General features: G+C 74.9%; 14 protein-coding genes and 1 pseudogene. 9 read left to right on the top strand and 6 right to left on the bottom strand.

Annotated features, from left to right (window positions below):
* Positions 1-25 precede the first annotated feature (25 nt).
* On the top strand, positions 26-610 hold the full coding sequence (locus C569_RS0117515) for a helix-turn-helix domain-containing protein (RefSeq protein WP_018787080.1): 585 nt from the start codon (positions 26-28) through the stop codon (positions 608-610).
* A gap of 56 nt (positions 611-666) precedes the next feature.
* Positions 667-1,464, top strand: a complete 798-nt coding sequence (locus C569_RS0117510; protein ID WP_018787079.1) for an alpha/beta fold hydrolase — start codon at positions 667-669, stop codon at positions 1,462-1,464.
* Position 1,465: 1 nt separating this feature from the next.
* On the opposite strand, the gene C569_RS0117505 is transcribed toward C569_RS0117510, so the two are convergent.
* The gene (locus C569_RS0117505; RefSeq protein WP_018787078.1) at positions 1,466-2,893 is read right to left on the bottom strand and encodes an MFS transporter; all 1,428 of its coding nucleotides are present in this window, start codon (positions 2,891-2,893) and stop codon (positions 1,466-1,468) included.
* Between the two features lie 74 nt (positions 2,894-2,967).
* On the bottom strand, positions 2,968-3,426 hold the full coding sequence (locus C569_RS0117500; protein ID WP_018787077.1) for a MarR family winged helix-turn-helix transcriptional regulator: 459 nt from the start codon (positions 3,424-3,426) through the stop codon (positions 2,968-2,970).
* Positions 3,427-3,532: 106 nt separating this feature from the next.
* Between C569_RS0117500 and C569_RS0117495 the strand changes: the two genes are divergently transcribed.
* A complete protein-coding gene (locus C569_RS0117495) occupies positions 3,533-4,408 on the top strand; it encodes a universal stress protein (RefSeq protein ID WP_026268287.1) in 876 nt (291 codons plus the stop codon).
* 172 nt (positions 4,409-4,580) lie between these two features.
* Positions 4,581-5,795, top strand: coding sequence for an ROK family transcriptional regulator (locus tag C569_RS0117490; RefSeq protein WP_018787075.1), 1,215 nt, complete (start codon positions 4,581-4,583; stop codon positions 5,793-5,795).
* 238 nt (positions 5,796-6,033) lie between these two features.
* Here C569_RS0117490 and C569_RS0117485 read toward each other — a convergent pair whose 3' ends face one another.
* Together C569_RS0117485 and C569_RS0117480 are read right to left on the bottom strand one after the other, a co-directional pair.
* Entirely contained in the window at positions 6,034-6,966 is a 933-nt protein-coding gene (locus tag C569_RS0117485) for a phosphotransferase family protein (protein WP_018787074.1), read from the bottom strand.
* Positions 6,967-7,006: 40 nt separating this feature from the next.
* Positions 7,007-7,582: a dihydrofolate reductase family protein gene (locus C569_RS0117480; RefSeq protein ID WP_018787073.1), complete on the bottom strand. Its 576-nt coding sequence runs from the start codon at positions 7,580-7,582 to the stop codon at positions 7,007-7,009.
* 92 nt (positions 7,583-7,674) lie between these two features.
* Between C569_RS0117480 and C569_RS0117475 the strand changes: the two genes are divergently transcribed.
* Together C569_RS0117475 and C569_RS0117470 are read left to right on the top strand one after the other, a co-directional pair.
* Positions 7,675-8,253: a TetR/AcrR family transcriptional regulator gene (locus tag C569_RS0117475; protein ID WP_018787072.1), complete on the top strand. Its 579-nt coding sequence runs from the start codon at positions 7,675-7,677 to the stop codon at positions 8,251-8,253.
* A gap of 74 nt (positions 8,254-8,327) precedes the next feature.
* Positions 8,328-9,473 carry a polysaccharide pyruvyl transferase family protein gene (locus C569_RS0117470; protein WP_018787071.1) on the top strand — a complete coding sequence of 382 codons (1,146 nt, stop codon included), beginning with the start codon at positions 8,328-8,330 and terminating at the stop codon, positions 9,471-9,473.
* 9 nt (positions 9,474-9,482) lie between these two features.
* Here C569_RS0117470 and C569_RS0117465 read toward each other — a convergent pair whose 3' ends face one another.
* Positions 9,483-9,689 carry a hypothetical protein gene (locus C569_RS0117465; protein ID WP_018787070.1) on the bottom strand — a complete coding sequence of 69 codons (207 nt, stop codon included), beginning with the start codon at positions 9,687-9,689 and terminating at the stop codon, positions 9,483-9,485.
* Positions 9,690-9,775: 86 nt separating this feature from the next.
* On the opposite strand from C569_RS0117465, the gene C569_RS0117460 reads away from it, so the two are divergent.
* Positions 9,776-10,297 carry a DinB family protein gene (locus C569_RS0117460; protein WP_018787069.1) on the top strand — a complete coding sequence of 174 codons (522 nt, stop codon included), beginning with the start codon at positions 9,776-9,778 and terminating at the stop codon, positions 10,295-10,297.
* 4 nt (positions 10,298-10,301) lie between these two features.
* Here the strand turns inward: C569_RS0117460 and C569_RS0117455 are convergent, their stop codons facing one another.
* Entirely contained in the window at positions 10,302-11,162 is an 861-nt protein-coding gene (locus C569_RS0117455; protein ID WP_018787068.1) for a carbohydrate kinase family protein, read from the bottom strand.
* A 676-nt stretch (positions 11,163-11,838) separates the two neighbouring features.
* On the opposite strand from C569_RS0117455, the pseudogene C569_RS0117450 reads away from it, so the two are divergent.
* Positions 11,839-14,511: pseudogene (locus tag C569_RS0117450) on the top strand (DEAD/DEAH box helicase); the annotation flags it as partial.
* On the top strand, positions 14,508-15,500 hold the full coding sequence (locus tag C569_RS0117445) for an SWIM zinc finger family protein (RefSeq protein ID WP_018787066.1): 993 nt from the start codon (positions 14,508-14,510) through the stop codon (positions 15,498-15,500). The pseudogene C569_RS0117450 and the gene C569_RS0117445, both read left to right, overlap by 4 nt.
* Positions 15,501-15,534 lie beyond the last annotated feature (34 nt).

The raw sequence follows: 15,534 nt of genomic DNA, 5'->3' as shown, positions 1-15,534 counted from the left end.
TTTGCCGATGCGGCAAACTGATGGCATGGACGACGACCTCGACCAGGCCCTCGACGCGGTCGGCCCCCGGCTGCGCGCGCTGCGCCGCGAGCGCGAGACCACCCTCACCGACCTCTCCGCCGCCACCGGTATCTCCGTGAGCACCCTGTCCCGGCTGGAGTCCGGCGGTCGCAGGCCCACGCTGGAACTGCTGCTACCGCTGGCCCGCGCGCACGGCGTCACGCTCGACGAACTGGTCGGTGCCCCACCCACCGGCGACCCGCGCATCCACCTGCGGCCGGTCGCCGCGTACGGGATGACCATGCTGCCGCTCACCCGCCGGCCCGGCGGCATCCAGGCGTACAAGCTGATCATCCCGGCCGGCGGCCGGTCCGAGCCCGAGCCGAAGACCCACGAGGGGTACGAGTGGGTCTACGTGCTCAACGGGCGGCTGCGGCTCGTGCTCGGCGAGCACGACCTGGTGCTCGAACCCGGTGAGGCGGCCGAGTTCGACACCCGGGTACCGCACTGGTTCGGCTGCGCCGACAGGGAGGGGGTGGAGTTCCTCAGCCTCTTCGGCAGCCAGGGGGAGCGCGCCCACCTGCGCGCCCGCCCCCGCGCGTCCCGCTGAGACCGGCACTGCGGCAAACGCACCCGCGACGGCACCGGCGGCGCGACGATCGGCGGGTGACCTATGCGGACGTCGGCGGGCTGCGGATCTGGTACGAGGAGCACGGCGACGGCCGACCGCTGGTCCTGCTGCACGGCGGATACGGGTCGGCGGAGACGTTCGCGCCGGTCCGGCAGGCGCTGGCCGCGCGCCGCCGGCTGATCGCCGTGGACCTGCGGGGCCACGGCCGCACCGGCGGTCTGGACCGGCTGCTGCGGTACGAGTCGATGGCCGACGACGTGGCCGGGCTGCTGCGTCACCTCGGGCTGCCGCGGGCCGACGTGCTCGGCTACTCGCTCGGCGGCGCGGTGGCCCTGCGGACCGCGATCCTGCATCCCGCCCTGGTCCGCCGCCTGGTGCTCGTCTCCACGCCGTTCCGGCGGCGCGGCTGGTACCCGGAGACGCTCGCCGCGATGGCCGCCCACGACGAGCGCACCGCCGAGCGCATGCGCGGCACCCCGTCCCACCAGCGGTACGCGCGGGTCGCGCCCCGCCCGCAGGACTGGCCGCTGCTCTGGGCCCGCAGCGGGGACCTGCTGCGGCGTGACTACGACTGGTCCGCCGAGGTGGCCGCGCTGCCGATGCCGGTGCTACTGGTCTTCGCCGACGCGGACGAGATCCCGGTGAGCCACGCGGCGGAGTTCTTCGGCCTGCTCGGCGGCGGCCACCGGGACGCGGGCGGCGACGGTGCCGCCCGGCCCGCGTCCCGGCTCGCGGTGCTGCCCGGGCTCACCCACTACGACGTGGTGGCCTCACCCGCGCTGCCGGCGGCGGTGCTGCCGTTCCTCACCCATCCGGCGCGCGCCCCCGGCTGACTCACCCCACGAGCGCCGGGGCGTCGGCGCGCGCCGCCGTGCGCGGGCGCAGCAGCGCGTACGCGAGCACGACGGCGACCACCACGAGCCCGGCGCCGACCGCGAACGCCGCGTGGAAGCCGCTGGTCAGGGCGGCGGCCCGGTCGTCGCCGAGCGCGACCCGGTCCGCGGTGCGGGCGGCGGCCAGCGTGGACAGCACCGCGACGCCGAACGCCATGCCGAGCTGCTGGGTGGTGTTGAACAGCCCGGAGGCGAGACCGGCGTCCTCGGCGCGGGCGGCGGACATGCCGAGCGCGGTGAGCGCCGGCAGCACCAGCCCGAATCCGCCGGCGAGCAGCATCACCGGGAGCACGTCGGGCAGGTAGCGGCCGTCCACCGGCACCCGGGCCAGCAGCGCGAACATGGCGGCGAGCAGCACGAGCCCGGCGATCAGCACGGCCCGCTCGCCGAAGCGGGCGTTGAGCCGGGCCGAGACGCCGAGCGACACCGCGCCGATGACGACCGCGGCCGGGAGCAGCGCCAGCCCGGTGCGGGTGGCGTCGTAGCCGAGCACCTGCTGGAGGTAGAGCGTGACGAGGACCTGGAACGCGAAGGTCGCGGCCACGGTGAGGACCTGCACCACGTTCGCCACGGCGACGCCGCGCGAGCGCAGCAGCCGCAGCGGCATGAGCGGGCGGCGCGCGGTGGCCTGCCGGACCACGAACCCGGCGACCAGCGCGGCGGCGAGCGCGCCCAGGCCGAGCGTGTGCGCCGACGTCGCGCCGTACCGCTCGATCGTGACCACCGTGTAGATGCCGAGCACCAGCCCGGCGGTGACCAGCAGTGCGCCCGCCACGTCGGCTCCGGCGGCCAGGCCCAGACCCCGGTCCGCCGGCAGCGTGCGGACCGCGAGCGCGATCGTGGCCAGGCCGATCGGCAGGTTGATCAGGAAGATCCAGTGCCAGCCCAGCGCGTCGGTGAGCAGGCCGCCGGCGACCTGGCCGATGGCCGCGCCGGCGGCGCCGGTGAACGCGAACACGGCGAAGGCCCGCGCCCGCCCGGCGGCGTCGGGGAAGAGCGTGACCAGGATGCCGAGACTCACCGCCGTGGCCGCCGCGCTGCCGACGCCCTGGAGGAAGCGGGCCGCGACGAGCGTGGCGCTGTTCGCCGCCACCCCGGCCAGCACGGAGGCGGCGGTGAACAGCGCGGTGCCGCCGAGGAACATCGTCCGGCGCCCGATCAGGTCGCCGAGCCGGCCGGCGAGCAGGAGCAGGCTGCCGAACGCGATCAGGTACGCGTTCACCACCCAGCTCAGGCCGGCCGGGGAGAAGCTCAGGTCGCGCTGGATGGCCGGCATCGCCACGGTGACGATGCTGCCGTCGAGGATGGTCATCAGGGCGCCGGTGGCGAGCACGGCGAGGGCGAGCCGCCGGGAGCGGGGAGCGGACATGGGGTCCTCCTGTCGAGAGGTGCGACAGGAGAGACCGTAACGGATAGTTCCGTTATAGACAATCTATTGAGGGACTATTGGCGGGCCCGGCGGGCCGGCTTCGGGCTCTGCACCGGCGTGGCCAGGTGGTCGGCGGTCAGGCGTTCCAGCGCGCGCAGGAAGACCTTCCGCTCGTCGTCGGGCAGGCTCGCCAGCGCCTCGGCGTGCACCCGGTCGACGATCTCCTGGCTGCGCGCCGCGACCCGGGCGCCCTCCTCGGTGACCGCGATGATCCGCGCCCGCCGGTCCGTACGCGACGGACGCCGCTCGGCCAGCCCGGCCTGCTCCAGCGCGTCCACCGTCACCACCATCGTCGTCTTGTCCATGTCGCCCATCTCGGCGAGCTGGATCTGCGTACGCTCCTCGGGCAGCGCGTGCGCGAGCACGCAGTGCATCCGTGCGGTCAGCCCGATCTCGGCGAGCGCCGCCGCCACCCGGGTACGCAACACGTGGCTGGTGTGGTCGAGGAGGTACGACAGGTCCGGGGTGCTCATCCGCCCAGCGTACCGATGATTCCGTGGCGGATGATCCGGCTCGGACGCGGTCCTGGCCCGGATACGATCTTGTGAGAGATGTCGTCGGTGAGAGAGGTTGGGTGCGGTGAGCGACGAGCACGGCAGGCAAGTGGTGGTGGGTTACGACGGATCCCCGGCCGCCAGCGCCGCCATCGAGGTGGGCGCGTTGCTGTTCCCCGGCGCGCACGCGTGGATCGGGCATCTGTGGACGCCTCCGTTCGCCAGCGAGGAACTGCGCAAGCGGCTCTGGACCGGCACCCGCAACATCAACGTGTTCGTCGAGGCGATCGAGCGCGAGGGCGGCCGGGAGGCCGACCGGATGACAGCGGTCGGCGTGATGCTGGGCCGGGCCGCCGGCTGGGACGCCGAGCCGCTCGTGTGCCGCAGCTACGGCGGTGAAGGACTCCGGCTCGCCGAGCTGGCCGACGAGAAGCAGGCCGACGTGCTGCTGCTCGGCTCGCGGGGCCTCGGCGGCGCCCGCGCGGTGCTCGGCAGCGTCTCCGACATGGCCGTGCACTACAGCCCGCGTCCCGTACTGGTCGTGCCGCACCCGCTGCTGACCGACGAGTACGACGCGCTCGCCGCCGGGCCGGTGGTGGTCGGCTGGGACGCCTCGGCCGGATCCGAGGCCGCGTTCGCCGCCGCCCGCCGCCTCTTCCCCGAGCGGGAGATCATCCTGGCCGCCGTCGACGGCGACGAAGGGGACACGCCGGACACCGTCGACGGGCAGCCGGTGACCACCGTGCGCGTGCGCGCCGCCGGCGGTGCTCCCGGCCGCGCGGTCGCCGACGCGCTCTCCACCGTGGCCACCGAGCGCAAGGCGAGCCTGGTCGTGGTCGGCTCGCGTGGCCGCACGGCGGTCCGCAAGATCCTGCTCGGCAGCGTCGCGATGGCCACGCTGCACCGCGCCCACCGGCCGGTCATGGTGGTGCCGCAGAGCCCGGTCCGCGAAACCGAGTAGTCCTCCGGCGCGGTCATCCTCGCCGACTGGAACGTCACGGGTGTCTCCCGGCCCGGAGGACACCCGTGACTTCCACTCGTGCTTCGGCAGTCCGGTTCCGCGCTGGCTGCTGTCGATGTGTGCCAACTATCCTCGGTCTCGGAGAGCCAGTCGCCATCCGACGGAGTGGTCGATGCTGAAAGGTCTGGCAGCAGACCGGCACGCGCAGGGGGACAGCCGCCGGCTCAACCTCGGCGCGCTGCTGCGGCGCGTCCATCTGACCGGCCCGGTCACCCGCGTCGAACTGGCCGACTGGATGGGCGTCAACCGCAGCACGGTAATGGCGCTCACCGCGGAACTGGCGGCGGCCGGCCTGGTCCGGGAGGTGGCGGCGGGTGGCAGCGGCCGGGCCGGGCGTCCCTCGCGTGTGGTGCGTCCCGCCTCCGACACCGTCCACGTCCTCGCCTTCGACATCGCCGTGGACCGGCTCGTGGCCGCCCGCGTCGGGCTCGGCGGTGTGCTGGCGGCGCGGCTGGAGGCGGAACGGCCACGGGCCGGGGCCGACCTCGACTCCGTGGTCTCGGTGCTCGCCGACTTCGGGCGGGCCCTGCACCACGCCGCGCCACCCGGGTCGGTGTGCGTGGGCGTCGGCGCCTCCTACTGCGGCATGATCCGGCCGGGGGACGGGATGGTCCGCTTCGGACCGGACATGGGGTGGGTGGACCAGGCGTTCGGCGCCGAGCTGGCCCGGCGGCTGGACCTTGGCCTGCCCGTCCTGGTCGGCAACGAGGCGCACCTCGGGGCGCTGGCCGAGCATCAGCGCGGGGCCGGCGTCGGCGTGCAGAACCTCGTCTACCTGCACGGGGACGTGGGTGTCGGCGGCGGGATCATCGTGGGCGGGGAGCTGCTCGACGGCGACGGCGGGTACGCCTCCGAGGTCGGGCACATGCTCGTGAACCCTTACCAGGGGCGGCCGTGCGGCTGCGGCTCGCGCGGGTGCCTGGAGGCCGAGGTCGGTGAGCGGGCGCTGCTCGACGTCGCGGGTCGCCCGGCGCGGGAGAAGGGGCGCGAGGCGGTACGCGCGGTGGTCGCCGCCGCCGCTCATGGGGAACCGGCTGCGCAGGAGGCGCTGCGGCACATCGGTGACTGGCTGGGCATCGGCGTGGCGAACGTGATCAACCTGTTCAACCCGGGCGTGGTGATCTTCGGGGGCACGCTCCAGGAGGTCTTCCCCGCCTCGGCCGCCCATGTCCGCAGCCGGATCGCCGCCAACGTGCTGCCCATCTCCCGCGACAAGGCCCGCCTGCGCGTGTCCGCACTCGGCTACGACGCGACGTTGATCGGCGCCGCCGAACTGGGCTTCTCCCCCTTGTTCGCCGACCCCCTCGGCGTCCCCACTGCCGGGTGAGCCCGCGCTGCGCACCGCTGCGCGTCCAGCCCTCCTGAGTGCGTTGATCTTGCACTTCCGGCCCTGACAAAGCGCGCAAAGGGGGCATGCCAGGGGCCGAAACCGCAAGATCGCCGAGCCGAGCCGGGCCGAGCCGGGCCGAGCCGAGCCGGGCCGAGCCGAGCCGGGCCGAGCCGGGCCGAGCCGGGCCGGGCGGGGCCGAGCAGGGCGGGCGGGGTGAGGGCGGGGCGACGGTGGGTCAGGTCTTGAGGCGGTGGGTCAGCCAGGGGAGCAGGGAAGTGCCCTGGAGGCGCTGGAACGCGCGCACGGTCGGGATGCCGGGTGGTGGGGGCTGGCGGGCGCCGTCGAGGAAGAACCCGGTGAGGCCGGCCAGCACACCGGTCAGGTCGGCCGGGTTGACATCGGCGGTCAGTGTCCGGGCGGCCAGCAGCGCGTCCGGGTCGTGTCCGCCGTACACCTGCACGTTGACGACGGTGAGCAGCGTGTCCAGCCAGGCCGGGCCGCGACACGCCCACGGCCAGTCGACGACGGTGACCGATCCGTCCGGGCCGACCAGCAGGTTGTCGGCACGCACGTCGATGTGGCAGAGCGTGTCGCCGTCCAGCGCGGCCAGTCCCCGGTCGGCAGCGGCGCACAGCTCGGGCAGGTGGGACCGGGCCCACGGGTCGAGGCCGCCCGGCGGGTCGGCGGCGAGGCGCCGCCAGCCGCCGAAGTCGTGGGCGAGGTGTTCCGCGGCGGTGGGTGTGGTCGCGTCGGCGGGTGCCGGGGTGAGCGCGGCGGCCATCGTCTCCAGCGTGGACAGCACGGCGGTCAGCTCGTCGGCCCGCCACGGGGTGGCCGGATGCCGGCCCTCGACGTCGGCGAAGACGAGCGCGATCCAGTGGCCGTCGTCGTAGCTGCCGAGCAGCCGGGGCGCGGGCGTGTCCGGCGGCAGGGTGGCGGCGATGCGGGCCTCGGCGCGGTGCAGGCCGGGGCTGCGGTCGTTCTGCGCCGGGCTGACCGCCTTGACGAAGGCCCGGCCACCACCGGCGGTACGGACGCGGTCGGCGGTGCCGGGGGAGAAGCCGCCCGGCTGTGACATCGCCGCCACCACCCGGTCGCCGAGGACGCCCTCGACGCCGTCGCGCACGTGTGCGGGCAGCTCGTGCCAGTGCAGCCGGGTCTTCGTCACGGTCCCACGGTGCGTGACGCCCGCCGCCGGGGCAACCGGGTTAGCCGTTGCGCGTGTAGCTCAGGACGACCACCCCGGCGTCGAACGGGCGCGCGGAGGTGAGCGTGAGCCGCCGCGGGTCGAAGCCGCTGTCGATGAGCTTGATGCCGCTGCCGACGACCACCGGGTTGAGCTTGACCACCAGCTCGTCGATCTCGTCGAGGAGCTGACCGGCGAGCTGCCCGCCGCCGCAGAGCCAGATGTCGCGCCCGGGCCGGGTCTTCAGCTCGCGGACGAGGGCCACCGGGTCGCCGTCGACGACGTGCACGTCCGGGTAGTCGGCCGGCGGCAGGGAGCGGCTGAACACGTACTGCTCCAGGTGGGCGTACGGGCTGGTGACGCCGAGCTTCAGGCCCGGGGCGTAGCTGCCGCGGCCCATCAGCACGGTGTCGAAGCGGCCGGTGGGCGGGGAGTCGACGCCGAGCTGGGCGTGGGCGAACGTGGGCAGCGTCTGGGGCCACTCGGCCACCAGGTGGGGCGCCAGGTCGGGTGTCAGCGGGAGGAAGTCGAACGTCCCGTCGGGTGCGGCGATGAAGCCGTCGAGGGTGCTGGCGACGAAGTACACGAGCTTGCGCAAACCGGCTCCGATGTCCGAGGTGATCCACGACGGCTGTCGTGGTTCGGCAGCGAATGTACAACACCTGTCGTGGTTGTTGCTAGTGTGTTCGCGTGGCCAGGAATCCGGAACGCCGTACCCTGCTCGCCGACGCCGGGCTGCGGGTGCTCGCCGACGCGGGCGCGCGGGGGCTGACCCACCGCGCGGTCGACGCCGAGGCGGGGGTGCCCACCGGCACCACCTCGAACTACTTCCCGTCCCGCGCGGCGCTGCTCGCCGGCCTGGCCGAACGGATCTTCGACCGGATCGCGCCCGACCCGGCCGTGCTGGCCGACCTCGGCCGCCGCGAGCCGTCACTCGCGCTGATGACCGACTACCTGCGCGACATCGTCGCGCGCACCACCCGCGAGCCGGGCCTCACCCGGGCGCTGTTCGAGCTGCGGCTGGAGGCCGCGCGCCGCCCGGAGCTGCGGGCCGCACTCGGCGGCGTGCTGCGCCGGGGGTACGCCGACGACGTCGCCCACCACACCGCCGCCGGACTGCCGGGCGGGGCGTACGAGGTGGCGCTGCTGCACTACGCCGTCGACGGGCTCCTGCTCGACCTGCTCACCACCTCCATCGACGCCGGGTTCGACACCGATCAGGTGGTCTCGGACCTCGTCTCCCGTCTGGTCGGCGACGCCGCCGGTTGAGCCTCCTCGCCGCGCGTTAACCCGGGGCGGCCAGCGGGAACGCTGGCGCGGACGCCCCTGGGAAGGAGCAACGGATGAGGGAACGCACCGGACTGACCATCGGCGTGCTCGGCTCCTACGGCGGTCGCAACCTCGGCGACGAGGCGATCCTCACGGGCCTGCTGGACGATCTGCGGCGGCACGAGCCCAACGCCCGGATCATCGTGTTCTCCCGCAACCCGGCGCACACCGCGCTGGCCCACCCCGAGGTCGAGGCGGTGCCGTGGGAGGGCGTCAGCCGGGTCGACTCGTCCCCGGTGCTCAACCAACTCGACCTGCTCATCCTCGGCGGCGGCGGGATCCTCTACGACAAGGAGGCCCGGCGCTACCTGCGGGTGGTCCGGGTCGCCCAGGAGCGAGGGCTGCCGCTGATCACGTACGCGGTCGGGGTCGGTCCGCTCACCGACACGCTGGACAGCGGCATGGTGCGCGAGACGCTGGCGCAGGCCGTCGAGGTGACGGTCCGCGACCAGGAGTCGCGGATGGTGCTGGAGGAGGCCGGCCTGGTGAACCCGATCACCGTGACCGCCGACCCGGCGTTCCTGCTCGAACCGGAGGAGTTCCCCCAGCAGTGGCTGCGCGAGGAGGGCGTACCGGCCGGCTCCCGGCTGGTCGGGCTCAGCGTGCGCGAGCCGGGCCGGGCCGCCGAACGGCTCGACGTGGACGGCTACCATCGCCTGCTCGCCCAGATCAGTGACTTCCTGGTGCACCGGATCGACGCGTACGTGCTGTTCGTGCCCATGGAGCGCGACGACATCCGGCACTCCCACGGCGTGCTGTCGCACATGACCGCCGCCGACCGGGGCCGGATCCTGCACGGCGACTACCGTCCGGCCCAGATCCTCGGGCTCATGCGCCACTTCGACCTCGCGGTCGGCATGCGGCTGCACTTCCTGATCTTCGCGGCCATGATGGGCACGCCGTTCCTGCCGCTGCCGTACGCCGGAAAGGTCTTCGACCTGGCCCAACGGCTCGGTGTGCCGGCGCTGCGCGGCGTGGAACGGGAGGTGGAGGGCCCGTTGCTGGCCGAGGTGGACCGGTTGTGGGACGAGCGGGCGGCCCGCGCCGACGAGACCGCGCGCCGGGTGGCGGAGGTCTGCGAGCAGGCACGCGGCACCTCGCAGGTGACCCGCAGCGTGCTGGACAGCATCCGGGCCCGCACGCTGACGTCGGCGGTGTGAGCCAGGCCGTCAGACCGCCGGGCCGCGCCAGGAGTAGACCCACTCCCGGCCCGGCTGGTCGTCCGACTCCAGCTCGTAGATCTGCGCCTCCGCGAGGCCCTTCGACCCGAGGTGGTGATGGGTCAGCGGCGGGCGGCCGTTGCTGTCCAGCTCGACCATGACGGTCTCGCCGTCGGCCGCGCCGCCCACCAGAGGGATCTGCACCGTGGAAGCCATGGGCCCATCCTGCCCCGGCCGGCCCGCCCGCGCAGGAGGATCACGCGGGGCGGCGGACCGGACACACCGCGTACTAGGGTCCGGGGATGGCGCACCCGACGATCGATCCGGCACTCGGTCCGGTCCTCGCCCGCACGGGCGACGAACGGGCGATCCTCGACGCGTTCCTCGACTTCCACCGGGCCACAGTGCTGCGTAAGACGCGCGGCCTGACCGACGCCGACGCCGCCCGGCGCCTGGTGCCCTCGCTGACCACCCTGGCCGGGCTGCTCAAGCACCTGACGGTGGTCGAGGGGAACTGGTTCCGCTGCCTGTTCGCCCCGGAGCCGGGCGACGTCTACGTCACCTCACAGGACGACGCCGACGCCAGCTTCGCGCTGGGCGCCGGCGACACCGTCGAGTCGCTCGTCGCCGCGTACGAGGCGGCCTGCGACGAATCCCGCCGGGTCGCCGCCCGGTTCGACCTCGACCACGTGGTGCCGCACCCGCAGCTCGGCGAGGTGTCGCTGCGCTGGGTGCTGGTGCACCTGATCGAGGAGACCGCCCGGCACGCCGGGCACGCCGACATCCTGCGCGAGCTGACCGACGGCGAGACCGGCGCGATCTGACCGGTCACTCGCGGGGCAGCAGCCCGTCCGGATACTCCATCCCGTCGTGGGTGCAAGCGGCGGCCGCCACCCGGGCGGCGTACCGGGCCGCGTCGAGGACGCCCGCGCCGCGCAGCCGGGCGGCGATCACCCCGGCCGCGAACGCGTCCCCGGCGCCGTTGGTGTCCACCACCGGCCCCGGTGGGGTGGCGGCGGGCACGTGCGTCGGCGGCACGCCGGGCGTGTGCAGCGTCGCGCCCGCCGCCCCGCCGGTGACCAGCACCGTGCGCGGCGCCAGCTCGGCGGCCTCCTTCGCGGCCCGCTCGCCGAGCCGCGTGTCGCTCACGAAGACCAGGTCGGCGATCCGGGCGAACGGACGGTGGTAGTCGTTCTCGCCGTCCCAGTCGTGCAGGTCGGTGGAGACCGACGTGGCGTCGCGCAGCACCCCCAGCGAGTCCCGGGCCCAATCCATGATCGACAAGTGGACGTGGGTCGCCTCGGCGACGAGAGCGGCCAGCTCCGCCTCGCCGAAGGGCGCCGGCCCCGACCACGGACGCGGATCGTGTAGCGACATCCGCCGCCCCGCCGGATCGACCAGGTTCACCGAGCGGCGGGTACCGGTCGGTGCGTCGGCGAGCGTGGTCCGGATCGAGGTACGCGCCAGCGCCGCCCGCACCACGTCCCCGGCCGCGTCGGCGCCCAGCACGTCGACGAGCGCCACCCGCAGGCCGAGCGCGTGCGCGGCCAGCGCCACCCCGGAGCCGGTGTTGCCGATCCGCAGGTCGATCGGCGGCACCAGCAGCGAGTCGGCCACGGGCGGTGGCAGGGCGGGCACCCGGGCGCGGACGTCCACACCGAGCCCGCCGATCACGAGAAGGTCGACCATGGCGCCGACGATAGCGGCGTCCGGCGGCCTATCCTGACTCCCCGGGCGCCGCCTTCGGCCCCGGCGTCGGCGAGGGGGAGCAGTGCTGGTCATCCACGGGTTGTGGCTGCCCGGCGCCGGGCTCGCCCTGTGGGCCGAGGACAGCACGCTTCCGGCCCGCGCGCCCCGCCGCCCCGGCCGCGTCCCGCGTGAGCGCCCGCACCCGTTCGCCGCCGGCCACGTCGCGCTCGCCGCCGCGCTCGACGGCGTGCCGGGCGAACCGGTCTCCGTCCTGCTGGACCTGCCGACCCGGGCCGGCTCGCCGCTTGACTCGCCGGAACTGGTTCGGGCCACCGTCGGGGAACCGGTCCGCGGCCCGGTCACCCGCGCCGGGTGGCGGGCGCCCGCCCTGGCGTACGCCCCGGACGCCGCGTACGCGCTGCTGCGCGCGCCCGTGCCGGGTGCGGTCGGGGCGAGCCTGCGTCACCTGTGCGAGCTGGCCGACTTCGCCGCCGACCTGGTCGTCCGCGGCCGGCTGCTGCCGGTCGCGCTGGAGGCGTACCCCGGTGGTCTGTCCGACGGCGGGTCGGCCGCGACCGGCCGCCGGACCCCGGCGGTGCGGGTGCCGGCGGCCTCGGGCGTCGCGGGGTCCGGGCGGCGGTTGCGGGCCGTGGGGGCGGACGACGTGGCGACCGGGTGGGCGCTCTGGCGGCCACTGCTCACCGGCACCGACGCGACCTGGACGCGTGACCTGGCGATGGCGTTGCCACCGGCCGCCCGCGCCGGCCGCGAATGGCGACCGGAGGCTTGGAATGCCCCGGGCGGCGGCGGGCGCTCGCCGGGAGGGGCCGTCCGGGGCAGCGGGGACCGCGGCGGGGCGAGCGGTCCGGCGGACGACGCGTGGGCCGGGCGGGCCGACGACATCGGGGCCGGTGAGCTGGTCGCGGACGCGCTGGACGGGCTCGTCGACGCCGCCGCCCGGGTGGCGCTGGCCGACACCCGGCTGCACCGGGGGATGCGCCCGGTCGGTGCGGTGCCGCGCTGGCTGGCCGCGCTCACCGGACCGCAACGCGCCTTCCCGGCCGAGCCGGCCGCACTGGCGACGCTGCGCGAGGAACTGGACGCCTGGCAGCGCGACGCCGCCGGCGGTGCGGTACGGGCCACGTTCCGCCTCGTCGAACCGGCCGTCGACCCGGTCGCCGAGCTGGTCGAGGACGCCGCCTGGCGGGTCGAGTTCGGCCTGCACCCGGCCGACGAGCCGGGGCTCGTGGTGGACGCCGCGCACATCTGGCAGCGGCCCGCGCCCGCGCTCGCCGCCCGGGGCGTGGAGCCACAGGAGACGCTCCTGGCCGAGCTGGGCCGGGCCAGCCGGCTGTGGCCCGAGGTGGACGCCGCGCTGCGTACCGCCGCGCCCGAAGGCATGGAACTGGACGCCGACGGCGCGCACCGGTTCCTGCGCGAGGGCGCGCCGGTGCTGCACGCGGCCGGGTTCGGGGTGCTGCTCCCGTCGTGGTGGCGGCGATCCTCGTCCCGGCTGGGCGCGCGGTTGCGGGCGCGCAGCCGCACCGCGCCGGGCGCGGTCGCCACCACCGCCGGGAAGCTGGGCCTGGACGCGCTCGTCGACTACCGCTGGGAGCTGGCGCTCGGCGACCAGCCGCTGACCGCCGAGGAACTGGCGTCGCTGGCCGACCTGAAGTCGCCGCTGGTCCGGCTGCGCGGCCGGTGGGTCGAGCTGGACCCGCAGCGGCTGGAGGCCGGGCTGAAACTGCTGCGGTCCTCCGGCGAGCTGACGGTGGCAGATTTGCTCCGGATGGGACTGTCCGGTGACGACCGGGCCGGTGAACTGCCGGTGCTGGACGTGGTCGCCGACGGCGCGCTGGGCGAGCTGCTGGCCGGTGAGGCCGAGCGGCGGCTCACCCCGGCCGACCCGCCGCCGGGCTTCACCGGGACGCTGCGGCCGTACCAGCGGCGCGGGCTGGCCTGGCTGGCGTTCCTCCAGTCGCTCGGGCTCGGCGGGATCCTCGCCGACGACATGGGCCTGGGCAAGACCGTGCAACTGCTCGCGCTGCTCGCCGGTGACCCGCCGGAGGCCGGCCCCACACTGCTGGTCTGTCCGATGTCGCTCGTCGGCAACTGGCAGCGGGAGGCGGCGAAGTTCGCGCCCGGGCTGCGGCTGCACGTGCACCACGGCGCCGAACGCGCCCGGGGCGAGGGCTTCGCCGCCGCCGTGCAGGAGGCGGACCTGGTGCTCACCACGTACTCGGTGGCGGCCCGGGACGCGTTCGAGCTCGCCGGCGTCGACTGGCACCGGGTGGTGGTGGACGAGGCGCAGGCGATCAAGAACGCCGCGACCCGGCAGGCCGAGGCGGTCCGGTCGCTGCCCGCGCGGCACCGGGTCGCGGTCACCGGTACGCCGGTGGAGAACCGGCTCGCCGACCTCTGGTCGATCATGCAGTTCGCGAACCCGGGGCTGCTCGGACCGGCCGCGACGTTCCGCAAGCGCTTCGCCGAACCGATCGAACGGCACGGCGACGCCGAGGTGGCCGAGCGGCTGCGCCGGATCACCGGCCCGTTCGTGCTGCGCCGCCTCAAGACCGACCCGTCGATCATCACCGATCTGCCGGAGAAGCTGGAGATGGAGGTGGTCTGCAACCTCACCGCCGAGCAGGCCGCGCTCTACCGGGCCGTGGTCGACGACATGATGGCGAAGATCGAGTCCAGCGACGGGATCGAGCGGCGCGGGCTGGTGCTGGCCACCATGACCCGGCTCAAGCAGGTCTGCAACCATCCCGCCCAGCTGCTGCACGACGGCTCCACCCTGGGCGGCCGGTCCGGCAAGCTGGAACGCCTCGACGAAATCGTCGACGAGGTGCTCGCGGCGGGGGAGAAGGCGCTGCTGTTCACCCAGTACGCCGAGTTCGGCGGCATGCTGCGCGGGCACCTGTCGGCGCGTACCGGCCGGGAGGTGCTGCTGTTGCACGGCGGCGTCGGCAAGGCCGAACGGGACGCCATGGTGACCCGGTTCCAGTCGCCGCAGGGGCCGCCGCTGTTCGTCCTGTCGCTCAAGGCCGGCGGCACCGGGCTCACCCTGACCGCCGCCAACCACGTGGTGCACGTGGACCGGTGGTGGAACCCGGCCGTCGAGGACCAGGCCACCGACCGGGCGTTCCGCATCGGACAGCGCCGCCGCGTGCAGGTCCGCAAGTTCGTCTGCGCCGGCACGGTCGAGGAGAAGGTGGCCGCGATGATCGCGGACAAGCGCAGCCTGGCCCGGTCGGTGGTGGGCAGCGGCGAGCAGTGGGTCACCGAGCTGTCCACCGACACGCTGCGCGACCTGTTCCGGCTGGAATCCGGGGCGGTGGTCGAGTGAGCCCCGGTTTCGACGACTACGGGCCGCCGGTACGCGTCGAGGGCGGCCTGCGGGCGCGCAGCACCCGGGGCGCGATCGGGCAGTCCTGGTGGTCCCGGCGGTTCGTGGAGGTGCTGGAGTCGTTCGCGCTGGGCTCCCGGCTCACCCGCGGCCGGGCGTACGCGCGGCGGGGGCAGGTGCTCCGGCTGGACGTGACACCCGGGACGGTCACCGCCGAGGTGCAGGGCTCCCGGCCGCGGCCCTACCCGGTACGGATCGGGCTGGCCGCGTACCCGGAGAAGACGTGGCGGCGGATCGAGGCCGAGCTGGCCGGGCAGGCGTTCTTCAGTGCCCGGCTGCTCGCCGGTGACCTGCCGGCCGAACTGGAGGAGCTGTTCGCCGAGACGGGCGCGCCGCTGTTCCCCGCCGCGATCGGCGAGCTGGACCAGAGCTGCGGCTGCCCCGACTTCGCGGTGCCGTGCAAACACCTGGCGGCCACGTTCTATCTGCTCGCCGAGGCGTTCGACGCCGACCCGTTCCACCTGCTGCACTGGCGCGGCCGGTCCCGTGCCGATCTGCTCGACCGGCTGCGTACGCTGCGCGGCGCCCACCCGGGCGGTGCGCCGGAGCCGGCTGCGCGCGGCGGTCCGGAGTCGGCTGTGAACGCCGGGCCGGAGCTGGCCGGAAACGCGACGAACGGTGTGCCGGTGGTCGGCGCGGCGCGGGCCCTGGCCGGGTTGCGGGCGGTCGAGCCGGACGCCGAGCTGGACCGGTTCTGGCTGGCCCCGGTGGCGCTGCCGGACCGGCCGCCCACGCTCGCCACCGGCCCGGAGCTGCTGCTGCGTCAGCTCGGCCCACCCGGGGCCGCGGTCGGCGGGCCGGGCCTGGCCGAACGGCTGCGCCGGGCGTACCGGGAGTTCGGTCGCGGCGAAGCCGCGTCCCCCAGGGAGTCCAGCAGCGGCGAAGCCGCGTCCCCCAGGGAGTCCAGCAGCGGCGAGGCCGAGCGTTAAGAAGGGGCCCTTCCTCTACCGAATGCGTTAAGAA

It is taken from the genome of Micromonospora sp. CNB394, from assembly GCF_000374985.1.
GTDB classification, from domain to species: Bacteria; Actinomycetota; Actinomycetes; order Mycobacteriales; family Micromonosporaceae; genus Micromonospora; species Micromonospora marina.
This window is presented reverse-complemented; position numbering and strand designations above follow the sequence as displayed.

Coding starts and splice junctions, on each gene's coding strand:
- C569_RS0117470 (WP_018787071.1), top strand. CDS start 8,328: ATGAGGGAACGCACCGGACTGACCATCGGCGTGCTCGGCTCCTACGGC.
- C569_RS0117505 (WP_018787078.1), bottom strand. CDS start 2,893: ATGTCCGCTCCCCGCTCCCGGCGGCTCGCCCTCGCCGTGCTCGCCACC.
- C569_RS0117515 (WP_018787080.1), top strand. CDS start 26: ATGGACGACGACCTCGACCAGGCCCTCGACGCGGTCGGCCCCCGGCTG.
- C569_RS0117500 (WP_018787077.1), bottom strand. CDS start 3,426: ATGAGCACCCCGGACCTGTCGTACCTCCTCGACCACACCAGCCACGTG.
- C569_RS0117460 (WP_018787069.1), top strand. CDS start 9,776: ATGGCGCACCCGACGATCGATCCGGCACTCGGTCCGGTCCTCGCCCGC.
- C569_RS0117455 (WP_018787068.1), bottom strand. CDS start 11,162: ATGGTCGACCTTCTCGTGATCGGCGGGCTCGGTGTGGACGTCCGCGCC.
- C569_RS0117465 (WP_018787070.1), bottom strand. CDS start 9,689: ATGGCTTCCACGGTGCAGATCCCTCTGGTGGGCGGCGCGGCCGACGGC.
- C569_RS0117490 (WP_018787075.1), top strand. CDS start 4,581: ATGCTGAAAGGTCTGGCAGCAGACCGGCACGCGCAGGGGGACAGCCGC.